At 55.0% G+C, this 16,705-nt stretch carries 19 protein-coding genes and 1 tRNA gene; 9 read left to right on the forward strand and 11 right to left on the reverse strand.

The window, feature by feature from the left end; genetic code table 11:
• The first annotated feature begins 272 nt into the window (after nt 1-272).
• Nucleotides 273-1,784: a 2-isopropylmalate synthase gene (locus HOV93_RS18440; RefSeq protein WP_207397998.1), complete on the forward strand. Its 1,512-nt coding sequence runs from the start codon at nt 273-275 to the stop codon at nt 1,782-1,784.
• Between the two features lie 119 nt (nt 1,785-1,903).
• On the opposite strand, the gene HOV93_RS18445 is transcribed toward HOV93_RS18440, so the two are convergent.
• Nucleotides 1,904-2,398 carry a hypothetical protein gene (locus HOV93_RS18445; protein ID WP_207397999.1) on the reverse strand — a complete coding sequence of 165 codons (495 nt, stop codon included), beginning with the start codon at nt 2,396-2,398 and terminating at the stop codon, nt 1,904-1,906.
• A gap of 28 nt (nt 2,399-2,426) precedes the next feature.
• Nucleotides 2,427-2,870 carry a hypothetical protein gene (locus tag HOV93_RS18450; protein ID WP_207398000.1) on the reverse strand — a complete coding sequence of 148 codons (444 nt, stop codon included), beginning with the start codon at nt 2,868-2,870 and terminating at the stop codon, nt 2,427-2,429.
• Between the two features lie 366 nt (nt 2,871-3,236).
• Between HOV93_RS18450 and HOV93_RS18455 the strand changes: the two genes are divergently transcribed.
• The 4 genes from HOV93_RS18455 (at nt 3,237) to HOV93_RS18470 (ending at nt 6,975) form a co-directional block, all read left to right on the forward strand.
• The gene (locus HOV93_RS18455; protein ID WP_235990604.1) at nt 3,237-4,301 is read left to right on the forward strand and encodes a 3-isopropylmalate dehydrogenase; all 1,065 of its coding nucleotides are present in this window, start codon (nt 3,237-3,239) and stop codon (nt 4,299-4,301) included.
• Between the two features lie 119 nt (nt 4,302-4,420).
• Nucleotides 4,421-5,197, forward strand: coding sequence for an SDR family NAD(P)-dependent oxidoreductase (locus tag HOV93_RS18460; RefSeq protein WP_207398002.1), 777 nt, complete (start codon nt 4,421-4,423; stop codon nt 5,195-5,197).
• Between the two features lie 139 nt (nt 5,198-5,336).
• A complete protein-coding gene (locus HOV93_RS18465) occupies nt 5,337-5,696 on the forward strand; it encodes an STAS domain-containing protein (protein ID WP_207398003.1) in 360 nt (119 codons plus the stop codon).
• A complete protein-coding gene (locus HOV93_RS18470) occupies nt 5,677-6,975 on the forward strand; it encodes a GspE/PulE family protein (RefSeq protein WP_315853435.1) in 1,299 nt (432 codons plus the stop codon). Before HOV93_RS18465 ends, HOV93_RS18470 begins: the two co-directional genes overlap by 20 nt.
• Nucleotides 6,976-7,376: 401 nt before the next feature.
• Here the strand turns inward: HOV93_RS18470 and HOV93_RS18475 are convergent, their stop codons facing one another.
• The 7 genes from HOV93_RS18475 to HOV93_RS18505 all read right to left on the reverse strand — a co-directional run bounded on the left by HOV93_RS18475 (nt 7,377) and on the right by HOV93_RS18505 (nt 12,423).
• Nucleotides 7,377-8,450, reverse strand: coding sequence for a hypothetical protein (locus HOV93_RS18475; protein WP_207398004.1), 1,074 nt, complete (start codon nt 8,448-8,450; stop codon nt 7,377-7,379).
• Nucleotides 8,451-8,667: 217 nt separating this feature from the next.
• Nucleotides 8,668-9,399 carry an acireductone synthase gene (gene mtnC, locus HOV93_RS18480; RefSeq protein ID WP_207398005.1) on the reverse strand — a complete coding sequence of 244 codons (732 nt, stop codon included), beginning with the start codon at nt 9,397-9,399 and terminating at the stop codon, nt 8,668-8,670.
• On the reverse strand, nt 9,399-9,980 hold the full coding sequence (locus HOV93_RS18485) for a 1,2-dihydroxy-3-keto-5-methylthiopentene dioxygenase (RefSeq protein WP_207398006.1): 582 nt from the start codon (nt 9,978-9,980) through the stop codon (nt 9,399-9,401). Before HOV93_RS18485 ends, mtnC begins: the two co-directional genes overlap by 1 nt.
• Nucleotides 9,981-10,058: 78 nt before the next feature.
• On the reverse strand, nt 10,059-10,769 hold the full coding sequence (gene mtnB / locus HOV93_RS18490) for a methylthioribulose 1-phosphate dehydratase (protein WP_207398007.1): 711 nt from the start codon (nt 10,767-10,769) through the stop codon (nt 10,059-10,061).
• A 137-nt stretch (nt 10,770-10,906) separates the two neighbouring features.
• Entirely contained in the window at nt 10,907-11,482 is a 576-nt protein-coding gene (gene miaE, locus HOV93_RS18495; protein WP_207398008.1) for a tRNA-(ms[2]io[6]A)-hydroxylase, read from the reverse strand.
• Between the two features lie 155 nt (nt 11,483-11,637).
• Entirely contained in the window at nt 11,638-11,916 is a 279-nt protein-coding gene (locus tag HOV93_RS25940) for a hypothetical protein (RefSeq protein WP_235990608.1), read from the reverse strand.
• Nucleotides 11,917-12,349: 433 nt separating this feature from the next.
• A tRNA-Asp gene (locus tag HOV93_RS18505) sits at nt 12,350-12,423 on the reverse strand.
• Between the two features lie 263 nt (nt 12,424-12,686).
• Here HOV93_RS18505 and HOV93_RS18510 point away from each other — a divergent pair.
• Complete coding sequence (locus HOV93_RS18510; RefSeq protein ID WP_207398010.1) at nt 12,687-12,833, forward strand: hypothetical protein; 147 nt, start codon at nt 12,687-12,689, stop codon at nt 12,831-12,833.
• A 73-nt stretch (nt 12,834-12,906) separates the two neighbouring features.
• Complete coding sequence (locus HOV93_RS18515) at nt 12,907-13,932, forward strand: GGDEF domain-containing protein (RefSeq protein ID WP_207398011.1); 1,026 nt, start codon at nt 12,907-12,909, stop codon at nt 13,930-13,932.
• 17 nt (nt 13,933-13,949) lie between these two features.
• Here HOV93_RS18515 and HOV93_RS18520 read toward each other — a convergent pair whose 3' ends face one another.
• Entirely contained in the window at nt 13,950-14,876 is a 927-nt protein-coding gene (locus HOV93_RS18520; RefSeq protein ID WP_207398012.1) for a tetratricopeptide repeat protein, read from the reverse strand.
• 408 nt (nt 14,877-15,284) lie between these two features.
• Here HOV93_RS18520 and HOV93_RS18525 point away from each other — a divergent pair, with 408 nt between their 5' ends.
• Together HOV93_RS18525 and HOV93_RS18530 are read left to right on the forward strand one after the other, a co-directional pair.
• A complete protein-coding gene (locus tag HOV93_RS18525) occupies nt 15,285-15,611 on the forward strand; it encodes a DUF6793 family protein (RefSeq protein WP_207398013.1) in 327 nt (108 codons plus the stop codon).
• 275 nt (nt 15,612-15,886) lie between these two features.
• Nucleotides 15,887-16,114, forward strand: coding sequence for a hypothetical protein (locus tag HOV93_RS18530; protein ID WP_207398014.1), 228 nt, complete (start codon nt 15,887-15,889; stop codon nt 16,112-16,114).
• A gap of 214 nt (nt 16,115-16,328) precedes the next feature.
• Here the strand turns inward: HOV93_RS18530 and HOV93_RS18535 are convergent.
• Nucleotides 16,329-16,705, reverse strand: a 377-nt coding sequence (locus HOV93_RS18535; RefSeq protein WP_207398015.1) for a hypothetical protein, incomplete at its 5' end; no start/stop codon positions are given.

A 16,705-nucleotide genomic window follows, 5' to 3' on the forward strand; every position in this document is an offset into this window, starting at 1 on the left:
TGCTGCAACTGCTGCTGATCACCCCCGGGTGTTAGGGAAGGTTTCACGTTCGCTCAAAACGAGATCACCAAAAGCCCTAAGGCCCAACACCTTAGGGCTTTTTTTGTTGACTTAAGCTACCCAGATAGAATCATGGCGAATCCCCAACCAGGCGATTGTTTCGGAGTGACCAGTGCGTCGATCCTCCTCCTAGCCGGGCCGGCTTGCGGCCGGCTATGAGGTCTTTCGCATTCCCATCCACACACGATCACTTTTAATCACCTACGAAACCTATGAGCACTCCAACTGTAAAGATCTTCGATACCACGCTCCGCGACGGCGAACAATCGCCAGGGGCCAGCATGAATCGCGCCGAGAAGATGGAGATCGCCCAGGCCCTGGTCGATTTGGGCGTCGACGTCATCGAAGCCGGTTTCCCGATCGCTTCGCCGGGCGACTTTGAATCGGTCAAGGAAATCGCCACCAACATTCGCGGGGCTTCCATCTGCGGCCTGGCTCGTTGTAATCCCAAAGACATCGAACGTGCCTGGGAAGCCTTAAAGCATTCCGAGCAGCCACGGATTCATGTCTTTCTCGCCACCAGCGCCATCCATCGCGAGTTCAAACTGCGGATGACGCCCGACGAAATCATCAGCCGCGGGATCGACGGCGTGAAGCTGGCCGCCAGCTTTTGCGACGATGTCGAGTTCTCGCCGGAAGATGCCTCGCGTACCGAGCCAGACTTCCTGTGCCGCGCGGTCGAAGCGGCCATCGACGCTGGGGCGACCACCGTCAACATCCCAGACACCGTCGGCTATGCCACGCCTAACCATATGTTTAAGGTCATCACCGACCTGAAGAACCGCGTCCCCAACATCGACAAGGCCGTCATCAGCGTGCACTGCCACGACGACCTGGGCATGGCCGTGGCCAACAGTTTGGCCGGTGTTGAAGCCGGGGCCGGGCAGATCGAGTGCACTATCAACGGCATCGGCGAGCGAGCCGGGAACGCCTCGCTCGAAGAAGTGGTCATGGCACTTCGCACGCGGCACGATTACTACAACATCGGTACCCGCATCAATACCACGCGGCTTGTGCCGACCAGCCGTTTGCTTTCCAACATCACCGGGCTTCAGGTGCAGCGGAACAAAGCGATCGTCGGCCGCAACGCCTTCGCCCACGAGTCTGGCATTCACCAAGACGGCATGCTCAAAGAGCCGACCACCTACGAGATCATGCGACCTGAAGACGTCGGCCTCGAAAAGACCGACCTGGTCCTCGGCAAGCACAGCGGCAGGGCAGCGCTTTCCGACCGCGCCAAAGCGCTCGGCTATCACTTGAGCGCCGAGCAGCTTCAAGAGGTGTTCGACGAGTTCAAGAAGCTGGCCGACAAAAAGAAGGACATCTACGACGGCGACATCGCCTCGCTCTGCGACCAGCTGATCCGCGGCGAAGTCCGCCAAGGCTGGACATTGGAGAGCTTGGACGTCGCCCACGGAACCGGCAAGCCGCCCCACGTGAAGATGAAACTCCGTCGCGGCGATGAAACCGAGACCGCTGAGATCTCCGAAGGAGACGGCCCCATCGACGCCGCCTTCTGGGCGATCGAACGCATCACGGGAGTCCCGATCACCTGCAAAGACTTCCAAGTCCACAGCGCAACCTTGGGCCGCGACGCCCTAGGGGAAGTCACCGTCGAGATCGAATCGAATAAGAAGACTGCCCGAGGACGCGGAAGTTCAACCGATACGGTTGAAGCGACGGTGCACGCGATTTTGGATGCAGTGAACCGGATCAGTGGGTAGTGATTGCTGAGCGTTTAGTTTGGAAATAGAAAGAGCCCCAGGCGTTGCTGCTTGGGGTTCTTTTTGTGCAATAGCAAGACGTTTCGTCGCTTTCAGAGGGCCAGTTGCCTGCTTGGAACTCATGCTTCGCGCGCCCACGGAAGTACTTCCGTATCGGAAAATACCGCTTGGTAGATGCGAACGCTGCCGGGATCGGTATTGTGCAAATGGAGTGGCACGGGAAGACTCAGGAGACTCTTTCCTAGTAATTTAATGTTAGACCGCTGAAGAATATCGGTGATATTTGACTCCGTGCTGCTTAGCTCTTCATTCAATTCAACGACGCTTAAACCATTGTCGTAGATCCTCATCAGCAAGGCCCAGGGAGCCAACATCGAAATCTGTAAGAACCACCGACTAGAGAAATCAGAAATCAGATATCCAAAGCTGACATCATCATTCACATCCATTTCCTCTTCGACCTGGTAGCGGGATGACAATTCGGCAACGATCGTCGCATAAGGTGAATGCGACAATGAAGTGCTAACAAAATCAAAATTCGGGGACTCCCACGAACCGTAGCGTGACTTAATGATCTCAAGTACGAACTTCAGCTCTAACTTTTCATCATTCATCGCTTAGATTGCCTCGCCCTTCACCCACCTAATCAAACGCATCTCGCACCTCAGGCTTCGCCAGCACTACCAACGCCCAGATCCCAAACGGGATCCCCAGCAGGCAGCACGGGCCGATGCAGGGGATCACGGCTATCACGGCGGCGGTTCTGGCGGCGGTGAAATTGGTGAGGCCTTTCATCTGTATGGCGCCGTACAGGATGAAGCCTGATGCGGCGACGAGTAGGGCACCCCAGATGCTGCGAACGGTTATGGTCGTGTATTCGGAGATCGGGCCGTCGTTGTTCGCTTCCAAGTGCGCGACCGCGCCCGATAGCAGCAGAAAGACATTTCCGGCAAGCCCTAGAAGGCCGATCCCAATGGCCAGTACCGAGATGACCATCAGAGCAATCGCAGGGGCATTCACCTGGGCTTGTGCTGCCTGGGATCGCGATGTGGGACTGGGGCTAGGACTTTCGTAGGGATTCGACATGCAAGGTCTTTCTACTCAGTGCGGATAAAGTGCTTCTCGGGGGTGTAACAAGGACCCATGTTAGCGTGTTCCGCTGACGCTCGCATATCGTCATTCATCCAGGGGCTTCTGGCTACCAGCCCGCCTTGTTACCCATTTATGTGTTCGAGCGACCGTCGGTCAGGTCGTTAAAACGGTTGCTGACCAAGTTACCACCGTCGACATAAGGTCTCTTGGCGACGGCTTGGGGGTCGTTGTTCCGCCTCCAAAGGACGGATAAAATGGAGTGTTCATCGTGCTTGGGCTTCGGCAATTATGCATTTTGGCCTATCTCGCGATCGTGGTTAACAACGAACAGCACCCCTACCTTCCGAAAAGATGTCGAACATGAAAATTGCCGTTATTGGTGGAGATGGAACCGGACCTGAAGTCACAGCGGAAGCCCTGAAAGTCATGGATGCGGCCGCCAAGTTAGAAGGTTTCACCATCGAAAAGACCGAATTCGGTTTTGGTGGGGATCACTACCTGAAGACGGGCGAAATTCTGCCAGAAGGTGCCGTTGAAGAGCTGCGAAAGTTCGATGCCATCTTCCTGGGGGCTATCGGTCACCCCGACGTTGCCCCAGGTATTTTGGAAAAAGGCTTGCTGCTGCAACTGCGTTTCCAGCTAGATCAATACATTAACCTGCGTCCGGTGAAGCTTTATCCTGGCGTTGAGACTCCGCTGAAGGACAAGGGTCCGGAAGAAATCGATTTCGTGGTCGTGCGTGAAAACACCGAAGACCTGTACGCAGGCATCGGTGGTTTCCTCAAGAAGGGAACCGCAGACGAAGTCGCCACGCAGACGGCCATGTATACCCGCAAGGGTTGCGAGCGTTGGCTGCGTTGGGCTTTCGAATACACTCAGAAGCGAAACAACCCGGAAGGAAAAAAGTTGACCTTGGTCGCGAAGACCAACGTGCTTACCTACGGGCATGATCTGGTCTGGCGTACCTTCCAGGAAGTGGCCAAGGATTACCCCGACGTCGAACCAGACTACAACCACGTCGATGCGTGCTGCATGTGGATGGTCAAGAACCCCGAGTACTACGACGTGATCGCCACGACCAACATGTTCGGCGACATCATCACCGACCTGGCCGGGATCTTGCAAGGCGGCATGGGCGTTGCCGCCGGTGGCAATATCAACCCCGATGCCGGTGGTACCAGCATGTACGAACCGATGGGGGGAAGTGCACCCAAGTATACCGGTAAGAACGTGATCAATCCGATCGCGGCAATCAGCGCCGGTGCGATGCTGCTAGAGCACACCGGTCAGCCAGCCGCAGGTGCCCGCGTCATGAAGGCCATCCAAGTCGTTACCGGCACCAAGATGAAAAGCCAAAGTGCCGGCAAGATGGGTTATGGAACTTCCGAAGTGGGTGACCTGGTCGTCGAAGCACTCGGCGGTTAGTTGCCTGAGATCGGATTGAATCAGTAGCATACGCAAGATTGGGGTCACGGCTGAAGTTTCGGTCGCGGCCCCGCTTGTTAAATGGACCCTCATTTTGTCTTAGCAAGTGGAGAACTGTCGTGTCCGTAAAAAGTCTTTTTGATCTGACTGGCCGTACCGTTCTCGTCACCGGCGGAAGCAAGGGAATCGGCAAAACGATTGCCCGAGCTTTTGCCGAATGCGGGGCCAATGTCTGCATTACCGCGCGCAATAAACAAGAGCTAGAGTCCGCCGCTGCGGAGATCGCTCAGGGACTTAGTGTCCAGGTCGAGTACCGCGTATGCGACATGTTGGACCGAGCAGCGGTCGACGCCATGGCCATCGATGTCCTGAAAGCGTTTCAAGGTGTCGATGTTCTGATCAACAATGCCGGGACAAACAAACCTCAAATCTTAACGGAAACTACCGACGAGGTTTGGGACGAGGTGTTAGAACTGAACTTCACCGCGTGCATGCGTTTGGCTCGTCATGTCGTCCCCGGCATGAAGGATAAAAGTTGGGGGCGTATCATTCACCTTTCGAGTGTCATGGCCCTGGCTTCCAACTCGGGTCGGGGTTTATATTCCGGCACCAAGGCAGCTCTAATTGGGATGGCAAGAGCACATGCGTTAGAATTAGGACCACACGGCATTACCGTCAACTGTATTTGCCCTGGCCCAATCGCGACGGACCTCCCCATGAGCTTGTTAAACGACGAGCAAAAACAGCGTTTCGCCGAGCGGACCGCCGTCAAAAGGTGGGGTGAAACCATAGACATGGTGGGACCAGCCTTGTTGCTTGGCAGTGATGCTGGTGCGTACATTACAGGGACCACGATCCTTGCCGATGGTGGATTGATTTGCCGCACGTTCGACTAACCTGCTCCACTTGGCGGTTGGCCCTACGATAGCCGGCAGACCTTATTGCCCGTGCACGATACGTTGAACGACGACTTGATGTGACCCCATAACTGATCAGCGGATTCGCATAGGCGAGACGCGACGACTTGGCTTGCTCATGAACCTACAGATCATCTCAACTAAAGATAGCCACGTTCATATCGCCGTAACTGGTAAAGTAAGCCAGGATGGTATTCCTCGCGATAAAGAGCCGATCGCTGGCTTGTTGGGCCCCGATGCTTACACCCTGACGGTGCTACTAGACCTCAAGGATGCGGAAGTGATCGATTCCAGCGGCATTGGTTGGCTGCTGATTTGTCAAAAGCGATTTGGGGAGCACGGGGGACGAATGATTTGTTATTCGGCTCCTCCGGCGGTGGCCAATGTCTTCAAATTGATGCGCATGGATCTTGTCTTTGATAACGCTGCCAATGCCTCGGAAGCGGAGAAATTAGCTGGTGTCAACGCCGAATCATAACTCGAATGGGGTCGATGACTCGCAAGAGATCGATCATTCTCACAAGCACGATCGCTCCCAAGGTATCGATTTCTCGCATGTCGATATGAGCACGCTCGAGCCGGAAGCCCAGATGCGGCTTCTGATCGAGCATTCGTCCATGACCGGTGCAAGCGACCTGTTCATCTTTGCCGACGAACCAGAGTACCAGGTCGCCATGCGTCTATGGGGGCGAATGCGGTACATCACCAAGCTTCCTTCTGCTGAAGGGCGTCAACTGCTCAACTACGTCAAGGCTCTCGCCGGGATCGATATCACCGAGCGTCGCCGACCGCAGGATGGTCGTTGGATTTATCGCGACGACGAAAAAGTCATCGACCTGCGATTGAATCTGATCCCGACTCGCGAAGGGGAAGATCTCACGATCCGCTTGTTGGATCGAGAGAACAATCTGTTATCGATCGAAGAGATCGGCCTTGGGCGTCACGACCGAAACGCCTTGATGGAAATGCTTCAGTCGTCTTCCGGTTTGGTGTTGGTCACCGGCCCCACCGGTACCGGCAAGACAACCACGTTGTATGCCTGCTTGCAGCATCTCAACGACGGGAATCGCAAGATCAACACCCTGGAAGATCCCATCGAGTTCTCTTTGCCTGGCATTCGCCAATCGCAAGTCAACTTGAAGGTCGGTCTCGACTTTTCCGATCTCTTACGAGGGGTGATTCGTCAGCAGCCTGACATCATCATGGTGGGTGAAATTCGGGATAAGGAAACGGCGATCACCGCCGTCCGGGCTGCCAACAGTGGGCACCTTGTTTTCGCGACGTTACATGCTCCGGTCGCTACCGGTGCCGTTCAAAGCATGTTGTCCTTCGACATCCATCCTTACTTCCTGGCCAGTTGCCTGCGTGGTGTGATCGCCCAGCGTCTGGTCCGTGTTCTCGATCCGGAAACACGCATGAGGTACGAGTTGGGGGCCAACAATACCACCTTCGCCGATATCGAACCGCTGTTGGAAGATGGCCAAGGGGGGCACTTCTATGGGCCTGATCCGACTGCCGAAAACGAAGGTTACAACGGGCGTACGGCCATCTTCGAGATGGTCACCATCAACAAAGGCCTGCGCGACGCGATCATCAATCGCCAGCCCACGCACGAGCTCGAAAAGATTGCCGAAGAGATGGGAATGGTCACCTTCCGCAAAGCCGCCATGTTGAAAGTCGCTCGCGGCGAAACAAGCATGGAAGAGGTCTTCAAGAGCGTCCCGGTCGAATACCTCGACCTAGAAACGACCAGCTAGTCACCACCTTCAGTAGATGGTCGCCAATCCCCATCTTGTCCCCCTCGTCTCGCAGGGAGAGGGCTAGGGTGAGGGTTTTCTGCACGACGTTTACCCAACACCGTCAGCAAAACTACCGCACCGATCAACCTGAAGCAGAGGCATTCTGAACAAAGGATATTCTGGGGCAGGAACTCACATCCTAAGGGCCGGAGGCCCGGCCGAATATAGCCAGGTGGCGTAAGCCCCTGGTATCGAAACTCGAGATAAGCGTTAGCCCTGTAAGGGCGACCGAAAAAACAATCGCCAAGATTCGGTCGGCCCTTCCAGGCCTCAAAGCAAAGCTTAGTGCGAAGCGAATACCTCGCTTCCACAGCGGATCAAGTCAACGTTCGAACTCGACCGATAAATTCGACATGCTTCTAATCGTCGCTCAATTCAATTGTGATGGGCGAATTGGCAATGGCCGATTCGTCCGATACACGCGACTTCGCCAAGGGGCGGTTTCCGTTGCAGCTGTCCATCAACGACTTCGCTTGCTGAAACTGATAGTAGGCATCGACCACCGGCGGTGGTAGTTCGCGTGTGGCCTGTTTGGGCGAGCGGGCCAGCCACTGATCGACACTTCCAATCGGTTTGCTCGGGCGAACGATCGACGTCAGGTAATCCAGTGGCGAGTCCTTGCGGCGATGGTGAATTTCGTCGTCGTACTCACGCTTCGTCTGCAGCCACTGCGACTCTTGCTGGATGTAACGTTCGGCCACCTCGGCCGCGTAGCGGTCGCCGGCCTGGTAGATTGCCACGGTGTACTGCGACTCAGGCAGTTCCGTTTCCTTCGAAGGGGCCCCCGGGACAACGGACTGGCGAATCTTCGCGCGGCAACGGACACTCATCGTGTCGGCGGACCAGTTTTCGGGAACGGCCAACACAATGCCAAGCAAGGTTGTCCCTTCCAGGCTCGTTTGGTTGGTGCGGTTGAAACGAAAGTAAACACCGCGGCCGCGATGAATCGTTCCGCTGGCCGCCACAAGCTTGAGGTCTGGCAAGATGTCCATTTTTTCAACGGTGGCCTGTTTCCGATTGAAGCCAAGTGTCGCGTCGGCTCCGAGGGTATCGGTGAGCCGCTCGTTCGCCGAGAGCTTGCCGTTGAGATCGAACTCGGTTCGATTTTCCTTCGAGATGTTGCCAGCGTAAGGGCTTTGCAGTGTCGTTTGCGGCGAGAAGTCTTCGATTTGAATACGCGGGTTGTGCAGTTCAACGAAGAACGTCGTCTCGACGAGATCATCGGCGACACGCGAGTCGACCATCGTCGAGATCATCAAGTCCATTTGCAAGAGTCGATAGCCTGGCCGGGCATTTTTAAACTCAGCCGTTGTCACTTCGTTGGCAGGCGTGAGATACCCGATGTCAAACTGAACCGGCGAACCGGCCCAAGTCCAAGCCGGGGAGGTGGCAAGAATGCTGACAATTGTCAGGGTGTAGAAAATGCGAACCATGTTTGCTGGCCTTTTCATTGCGAGTCCGTAGTGGTCTTCGCGGCTTCAAAGCAGGTCGCATTCCGTGCGAAAAAGAAAGTCCTATCCGTCCGTGCTTGCCGAATCCAATTCGATCGTTGTCATCCTACGGTACGCATCGAAGTCGACAAGTGTTGGGCAGGGAGGAGCCAAAAGATGGCAAGATTTGCGGATTTCTCCGCCTGCTGGCGATGCACCGCTAGCCCAAAGAAACTTGGGCGAAGCTGGTGATCGCCTCGTGCGAGTGGCCATCTTTCACCGGTTTGTTGCCTGGGCGAATGCTCAGACGGGTATCCATGCCGATCTCTTGGGCGGCGTCCAATTCGGCGACGACATCGCTGATGAACAGCACCTTCTCAGCGGCTTCGCCCACCTCGGCGGCAATCGTGTCGTAGCTCTTGGCGACCTGTTTAGGACCGGTCGTCGTGTCGAAGTGACCAGAGAAGTACTGCAGCAGATTGCCTGCTTCGCTGTGCCCGAAGAAAAGCTTCTGAGCCCCGATACTCCCGGACGAGTAGATGTACACGCGAAGGCCTGCCGAAGTCCACGCCTGCAACGCTTCGGGGACGTCGGCATAAACCTGGGCGATCATTTCGCCGCGTTCGAAGCCATTCTTCCAGATCATGCCTTGCAGGGCCTTCAAGCCGGTAGCTTTCACGTCGCCATCCATCAGTCGGCGAATTTCGGTCGCGACTTTGGCTCGTCGCTCCGATTCGTCGGTGCAGTCGGCTGTCCAGGTGGCGAAGTCCTCGCTGCCGGCATCTTGGGCGATCTGATCGAGAACCGGAGCAAGGCCCGGTTCGTTCCAGGCCGAATCGAGGTAAGCATCGAGTTCGCGCAGGACATAGGGGAACATGACATCGTACACGAAGGAAACGCTCGAAGTCGTTCCTTCGATGTCCAACAAAATGACATTCCAGGCACACGTCATTAGAGTTTCACCACCGGATCGATGTCGTCGGCCTTGGCCAGGTAGTCAGGTCCCCAGCATAAAGGGGAGTACTTCACGTGGACGCCATCGTCCATGTAGTGCGGTGTCCAGCCGGAGGGGTCTTCGAACAAGCGAATGCAGCGGATGTGCCGGTCGCTGCACAGGTTGAACCAATGCTGCGTGTCGCGTGGTACGTTGATCAGGTCGCCTGATTCTACGAGCACGGCGAAGACCGGACCGTTTTCTGGATGAATGTGAAAGACGCCACGTCCTTCGACCGTGAAGCGAACTTCGTCTTCGTCGTGCGTGTGCTCTTTGTTGAACTTCTCGAGCATCGCATCGAGGTTGGGCGTCTCTGGCGAAACGTTAATCACGTCGGCGGTGACAAAGCCGCCTTGCTGCTTGAGCCGATCGATCTCAGGCTTATAGGCTTCCAGGATCTCTTCGTTGGTAGCCTTTTCGCCAATGCGGTCGGCGACTTCCCACTTTTCATACCAGATGCCAAACGGTTTCAGGAAGTTGCTGATCTCCTGAGCGTCGGTGATGGTTCGGTTTTCGTCAGGTACGGAAATGCTGGCCATGGTGCCGATTTCTCCCTTCGCCGGATGGGCGAAACTGATTCAAGAGGACGTGTGCGAAAAGTGATTGATTATGTGGGATTACTTGGCAGGGCAAAGCTTGCCTTGTGCGGCTAGTTTGCGTCCCAAGACTTCGAATAGGAACTCGTAGATCTCGATATGCCGTCGAGCTTCGGCCAGGTCTTCGCCCCAGGTATACAAACCGTGATTGCGGATCAGGAAGCCGTGGATTGGCGGCAAGGATTCGTCTTGGACTCGCTTCTCGACCTTTTCGGCAAGCTTGGGAATGTCCTGGGTATTCTCGAAGATCGGCACGTGCTCGGTATGCTGGTGCGTCTTCACGCCGGCCAGGCCTTTAAGCATTTCGTACCCTTCGATATCGAAGCCCCCTTCGTCGCCGAACGTATCGGATAGAAGCGTGCCCCAGACCGAATGAGTATGCAGGACCGAACCGACATCTTCCATGCGCGCTAACACAACGTGCAGTTGCGTCTCGGCCGAAGAGCGAGGCTGATCGGTCGTTGGCATGTTTTCGGCGTCGACCTGATTGCCGTCGTAGTTGCTGCGAACAAAGTCGTTCGGGGCCAGGCGTCCCTTATCCATACCGCTGGCCGTAACCATCAGTTGGAGCGGGCTGCGATTGACGACGACGCTATAGTTGCTGCTCGTGCCGACAGACCAGCCACGCTCGAAGAAATATTGGCCCGTTTCCCGGAGCCCTTGGACCTGCTTGTCGAGGCCAGATAGGGCAGGGTGGGAAGGAGAACTCTTCAGCTCGGTATCGGTGCTCATGAGGTGTCTGAATTCTTTCGCAGGCGGGCATTCAGGTACTTGAGTGCCGTCTGGCATCGCTATTGAGTAAAGGCAAGAAGTGTGAGTGTAGCAAATCGGGATGGTGCATCAACTCGCCACGCAGGTTCGGCGGTCGTTCAGCTATGCATCCTAGCGTTCTCATCTCCGGCGGCAATGATGGCAGCTTCCGCCGTGGCGAGTTCATCCAGCCGCGACATGACTTCCGCATCGGGTGCGTAATGCTTGGCCAGGCGTACGTATACAGCGTGGTGCCGCGCTTCGGATTCAAACAAACTATCGTAGAAATCACGCAACTCGGCATCTGGCAGGTGTTTGCGAAGCTGGTCGAAACGTTCGCAGCTGCGGGCCTCGATCAGTCCGGCAATCAGCAGTCGGTCGACGGCTCGCTGGGGTTCCTGGCTTCGGATCAACGCGTGCAATTGGCTGCCATAATTACCCGGTTTCAGGCGGCAGAACTTGATACCCCGTCGCTTGAGCAGCTGCCGCACCATCTGAAAGTGCTCGAGTTCCTCGTTGACGATCTCGGTCATCTCGCGGCACAGCTCTTCATCTTCGATGTAGGCGAACATCAAGTTCAGGGCCGTCCCAGCTGCTTTCTTTTCGCAGTGGGCATGATCGATCAGGATCAGGTCTGTTTGTTTTTCGACCTGATCGAGCCAAAGCTGGCCCGATTCGGATTTCAAATGCAACATCAGTCAAGCTTCCCTCGTAAAAGATTGAGTACCAATTTAGTGCTCTTTTCATGGAAGAACGAGGGGTGATACGACGAGCCGGCGCAGCAAAAACCCCTCGGCCGGAAGGGGCCGAGGGGCGTTGTCACGTCAGTATTTCATTCGCTTCGTTTCGCTTAGAAGCGGATACCGAACGAGAAACCTGGGCTACCGTAATAGAACCCGTTGCTGCGATAGTTCGGACGTCCGTAGTAGTTGTACGAACGATAACGGTAAGGGCTCGGGTGATAGTGTCGGTGATAGTTCTGGTGGCGATATCCGGGGTGACGACCATGGTGCCCGTGATGGTGGCCATGATGACCGCGGTCATAACGCGGACCACCAGCTTCTGCCGTAGCAGCAGCCCCAAACATCATTCCAACAGCAACAACAGCAGCAAGTAATAACGACTTCATAGCGATTCTTCTCCAAAACCTAGCGGCAATGTTTTCGCAGTGGAAAACCGCGTTTCCCAGCTGCGACTCCGTTTGTTATCTGCTTAAGTACAAACGCAGGGACTATGCCAATTCAGTCAGAAAATCCCTAAGTGATGACGCTATAAGTGCTTGCAGCGAATCTGTCGGGAGGGGAAGAAGGGAGGTTCTGTTATCGCAGTGACAACACACGTCTCAATGCGGGGCTGAATCACCGCGAATCGTTCGAACTTCGCACGGTATTTCACAGTCGCCTGGATAGCACTGAGAGGGGGTATGGCGATCAGAAAGACGCCTGGAGATGAGACTTTTGAGCGACCCACATAGACGCGAAGCCAAGGCAGGCCTGAGGTTACCCAAAGCGCATAAAATAAGGCAGCTATTGGATTTCCAACGCTGCCTTCTCGCTTAAAAGCGAGGCCGACGGGGGTCGAACCCGCAACCACCGGATCGACAGTCCGGTACTCTAACCAATTGAGCTACGGCCCCAACTCGTGTTGAGATAAGTTAATATAGGCCCATCGCTCTGAAACTCAAGGCCCCCCTGGCGATAATTTGGCCGCATTTTTTCTCTCGGCCGCGATTTTGCAATAAATGCCAGTTATGTCATTTCTATGGGACCGACTCGCGTCCATTCTGTTCGCGCGATCCTGGCATTTCCGCGTGAATTCCCCCCGAATCACGGTTTTGTGACCTAGCGTTAGGAAGTGGAACCTTGTTTGTCTTATTTCTAATGTTTCGGAAAACCGACAATGCGCGACTTCATTTTTCAAGTGGTTCGTGACGCGGAAGACTTCGTCGTCAACATGGGAACCCTGGAGTGGACGCTCGCATTTGCATTGGTCGTGGGCTTCGGCATTTTTTGTTTGCAAGGCGTGGGAAGTAAGACCCGTAGCTGATCTGGCTAAGGACAAGCGACACCGGAATAGACAGTCAATCGAGACCTTTTAGTGAGTGCAGGAAAGAGCCAGGATGGAAGACTGGATTTTAGGAATTCCGACACCCGTTGCGATGGCATTGATCGCATTGATTGGGTATTTCCTAGGTAAACGGAACTATCACCCCGTTTCAGCCGAGCAGGTCTATGCTCGTCGGGAACTGAAGCGCGCCAAGGCAATTGTAAAGCAACTGGAAGAAATCTCACGCGAAGTACGCCGGAATCTGGCTTCCCATCAATCGAGCATCGCCCACTTCAAGGAACGCATCGTCTTGATGAGTTCCCAGGAAAAGGAAACCGGCGAGTCATGGCAAACGCTGTGTGAAGAAGCCGAGCGGATGCTGAGCCCCACGATGCGGCTTTCGTCACAAATCGCGAATGCTTACGACGAAGTCCGACAGCAAGCCAATCTGCTGATGACCTTCACCGAATCGCGAACCGATCCTCTGACCGGACTGAGCAACCGACGTGCGCTCGACGACAGCCTGGAAAGCCTGTTCGCGATGAAGGAACGCTACGAGCTGACCTTCTCGCTATGCATTCTCGATGTCGATCACTTCAAACGAATCAATGACGAATTTGGACACTTGGAAGGGGATCGTGTTCTCCAGGAAGTGGCCAGTTTGATCGATAACTGCGTTCGCGAAACCGACGTGGTGACACGTTACGGTGGCGAGGAATTTGTGATCTTGATGCCGTCGACCGATCTCGCGGGGGCATTGTACTTTGCCGAACGCATTCGCGAATCGATTGAACAACGACTGAAAGTGACCGTTAGTGGAGGCGTCGCTCAGGCTGTCGCTACCGACGAATCCCAGACGTTACTCGCGCGTGCTGATGCGGCGCTGTATCGTGCCAAATCACGCGGTCGCAATTGCATCTATTGCCATACCGGTGAAGGCGTTCAAGAGCATCCCGTCCCCGGTTTGTCGCCTCCGGCCCTGCCGGGCGAGGACGAAGAAGCACTGCTCGAAGAAGTTCGATCCTTAGAGAAGTCGCTCGGAAAACGTGGAAGCGACAAAGCTGCACCACGCGAAGAACCTCAGGCCGAAACCGTTTAGCTTCGGCCTGGTTTCTGTTACCAAATGCCTCGTAGACGATCGACACCGTACGATTCGGCCAGGTCGGTATCTTGCTTGGCTTTCTCGTCGTTGCCAAGCTTTTGGTGGGCGGTCGCGCGATGCGAATAAAGTACTGCCAAGATTTGCTTGAGCTGTTTGTCCATAAAGGAAATCCCGCTCGGCATATTCTCGACTTGTTCGGGACTGAGATCGGCAAGCATCTTGGTCCGCGCTTTCTCGTAATACGAGATCGCCGCGTCCAGGTCGGTGACCGATCCTTCTAGATCGCCCTGGAATACTTTAAGGTAGCCGCGCGTATCGATGTACGAGGCGTCGTCGCCGTAATACTCGATTGCCAGTTCAATGTCTTTCATGCCTTGGGCAATTTGTTCTGGTGTGGCGGCCTCGTCTGCGGCGGCCATGGCGATCGAGTAAGCCCGACGGTTGAGTGCCTCGTGCAGGTGAATCGTTTTCTCTTGCTCGGCTATATCAACCAACCGGTCTGCCAGGAACAGGGCTCCGTCATGCTGGCCCATGCGTGAAAGCAGGAAGCCAGCTTGGGTGACGACCCGTGGATCGTTCTTGCCCAGGGCGATCGCCTCTTCGATTTGTATGCGAGCTTCGGTCGTTTCTTCCTGACGATAATGCATTTCCGCGATATGTAATCGCAGTTCGGCGTTTTCGGGGTCCAACTCAACGGCTTCATTGGCCAGCTGCTTTGCCTCGTCGATGTTGTCCTTTTCCAAGGCATCGACCGCGGCAGCCCACTTCCACTGGGCCATCGATTGAGGATTGAAGAATGAGTAGCCAACGTAAATTGCGCTCAGCAATAAGACCACCACAAGAACGAGAGCCAAGGGAGGACGCCGTGGTGGCGGCACTTGCGAAGGGCTAGGTGCTGGGGCAGGGTGGGCTTGGGATTCGGTCGAGTTCGACTCAGACATGGGCATCCAAAAGATTTTGCGGAAAGAAAATAGGGATTCGTTTCTTCCTCAACGATTGCCTGCATTCTACCAGAAACAGGCCACTTCCGAGAACAACGGCAGACAGGCAGCCACTACTCATTTTGCAGGCCTTGGTTCGCGCAGGTTTGAGCGAGAAATTTGATTGACGCTTGCGTAAAGACGATTTAAATTCGCCGGAAACTACCTCATTTTGTTCTACTAGGTCGCCCCGTTATGTTTCTTTCTCCTACGACGCTTTGCCGGTTGGCATTAACAGCGCATCCGTTGCGTTTTGTGTGGTCGTGATTCTAGCGCGTTAGAAAGAAAGCGAGGGCAGGCCAGAAGAGGATGAGGCCGGTTCTTTTCACGCTCGCTTTCTCTCATGTCTTCGTTAGAAGGAGATTCTCCATGGCGCTTTTCGAGGTTGAAACAAACGCTCACATCGTCATCACCTGGGCGGATGACGAGAACGAGGCCAAAGGACAGGTCTACGACAACTACCCCGGCGACGACGTGATTCGCATTTCCAAACGGCCACGGATGTCGTGGGTGATCTCTAAAGCTGCACTCGGTTTAACGACCGGTCCGCTGGACCCTTGTATTGTGGCACGCGACTGCCTCTCGAAAGCAGAAGGGGATAAAGTCCATGCGATTCGCTTATACATGAACGAGACCGGCAACGATCTGAATCAGGCACGCAAAGCCATCGAGTCCAACATGGTTATGGGGTGGTAATCGGTAAACTGACCTTAATAGCAAAGAGTTAACACGCACTGTCCACCCATTTTCGCAATCGTGCAGGGCACACGTCACTGCCTGAACATCCGCGATTGCCTCGTGAAAGGATCGAACTTCCGCTCGGCATCTTTTTGCCGAGCGATGTCGGTGCGAAAGTGCCGATTGCCGCAATTTGCTATCTTGCCGCAGAAAACCTGGAAATTGGTTTATCAATCTCCTCGAAATGATTCGATGGAATAAGAACCGCTACTCATTTCTTGGGAGATTGGACCATGAATCAAACCGCACAATGCTCGGCGGGAAAATGGATTTCCGTCAGTGCTCCGGGTGGTATGGCACGGCAGGTTTTCGTCGATGTTTTCGATGCGACGGAGCATGCCTGGAAACGTGCTGGCACGTTCGCCGACCGCGCTTCGGCTGAAAAGAAAATGATGAAACTGAAAGTGCAAGGGATGTTATCCCGCATCGTCAGTCATAACTTCTGTCCAACGGGTCGGTAGACCCCTGTCTCAGAAAACACCCCGGCCGATCGAAGCGCATGCGCGAACGCAGTTCAGAAGCAAGCAACCGTTCTGCAGTAGGGTGCTGAGCAGCGCAGCCAGTCGCACCATGCACAACGTTTTCGCGTTGCCATGGGATGGAGACCGTATTCGGTGCGATACGTTCCGCTTCGCGTCTCTGCTCACACCCTACACTGGGTGAAGGGTCGCGTTGTTAGGGTGGACCGCGTTCTTTGGCTTGAGAGTCTCTTTCTAACGCCTGACGTACGCGGTCACGTCTTCTGTTCTGGACGACCTTCTTCGCGTGCCCATGAAGACGTGGGCATGGCACCCGGCGTTTTGTTGGTAGGGTGGTTGGGTGTTCTTTGTTGGATGGCGTTTCGTGCGGGCGATTGAGTTCATGCTCCAGCGCGTCGATCTCTTCCTGTTTGGCGCATATCTCTCCCTGCAGTTGCAGGTTGAGTGCTTTCATGCGGTAGTAGGTCCACGCAAAGAACCGTTTCTCTTGGTAGGACAACGGCTCTTGGATTGGTTGTTTGCTTCGACGGATTTCCCGCTCGCGGTAACGATGGTGAAGCTGGCGCTCGCGTT

Origin of the sequence: Bremerella alba (genome assembly GCF_013618625.1) — a bacterium.
In the GTDB taxonomy this organism is placed as follows: domain Bacteria; phylum Planctomycetota; class Planctomycetia; order Pirellulales; family Pirellulaceae; genus Bremerella; species Bremerella alba.

Coding starts and splice junctions, on each gene's coding strand:
- HOV93_RS18465 (WP_207398003.1), top strand. CDS start 5,337: ATGAACCTACAGATCATCTCAACTAAAGATAGCCACGTTCATATCGCC.
- HOV93_RS18515 (WP_207398011.1), top strand. CDS start 12,907: ATGGAAGACTGGATTTTAGGAATTCCGACACCCGTTGCGATGGCATTG.
- HOV93_RS18510 (WP_207398010.1), top strand. CDS start 12,687: ATGCGCGACTTCATTTTTCAAGTGGTTCGTGACGCGGAAGACTTCGTC.
- HOV93_RS18445 (WP_207397999.1), bottom strand. CDS start 2,398: ATGAATGATGAAAAGTTAGAGCTGAAGTTCGTACTTGAGATCATTAAG.
- HOV93_RS18440 (WP_207397998.1), top strand. CDS start 273: ATGAGCACTCCAACTGTAAAGATCTTCGATACCACGCTCCGCGACGGC.
- HOV93_RS18525 (WP_207398013.1), top strand. CDS start 15,285: ATGGCGCTTTTCGAGGTTGAAACAAACGCTCACATCGTCATCACCTGG.
- HOV93_RS18455 (WP_235990604.1), top strand. CDS start 3,237: ATGAAAATTGCCGTTATTGGTGGAGATGGAACCGGACCTGAAGTCACA.
- HOV93_RS18450 (WP_207398000.1), bottom strand. CDS start 2,870: ATGTCGAATCCCTACGAAAGTCCTAGCCCCAGTCCCACATCGCGATCC.
- HOV93_RS18485 (WP_207398006.1), bottom strand. CDS start 9,980: ATGGCCAGCATTTCCGTACCTGACGAAAACCGAACCATCACCGACGCT.
- HOV93_RS18520 (WP_207398012.1), bottom strand. CDS start 14,876: ATGTCTGAGTCGAACTCGACCGAATCCCAAGCCCACCCTGCCCCAGCA.
- HOV93_RS25940 (WP_235990608.1), bottom strand. CDS start 11,916: ATGAAGTCGTTATTACTTGCTGCTGTTGTTGCTGTTGGAATGATGTTT.
- miaE (WP_207398008.1), bottom strand. CDS start 11,482: ATGTTGCATTTGAAATCCGAATCGGGCCAGCTTTGGCTCGATCAGGTC.
- HOV93_RS18475 (WP_207398004.1), bottom strand. CDS start 8,450: ATGGTTCGCATTTTCTACACCCTGACAATTGTCAGCATTCTTGCCACC.
- mtnB (WP_207398007.1), bottom strand. CDS start 10,769: ATGAGCACCGATACCGAGCTGAAGAGTTCTCCTTCCCACCCTGCCCTA.
- HOV93_RS18530 (WP_207398014.1), top strand. CDS start 15,887: ATGAATCAAACCGCACAATGCTCGGCGGGAAAATGGATTTCCGTCAGT.
- mtnC (WP_207398005.1), bottom strand. CDS start 9,399: ATGACGTGTGCCTGGAATGTCATTTTGTTGGACATCGAAGGAACGACT.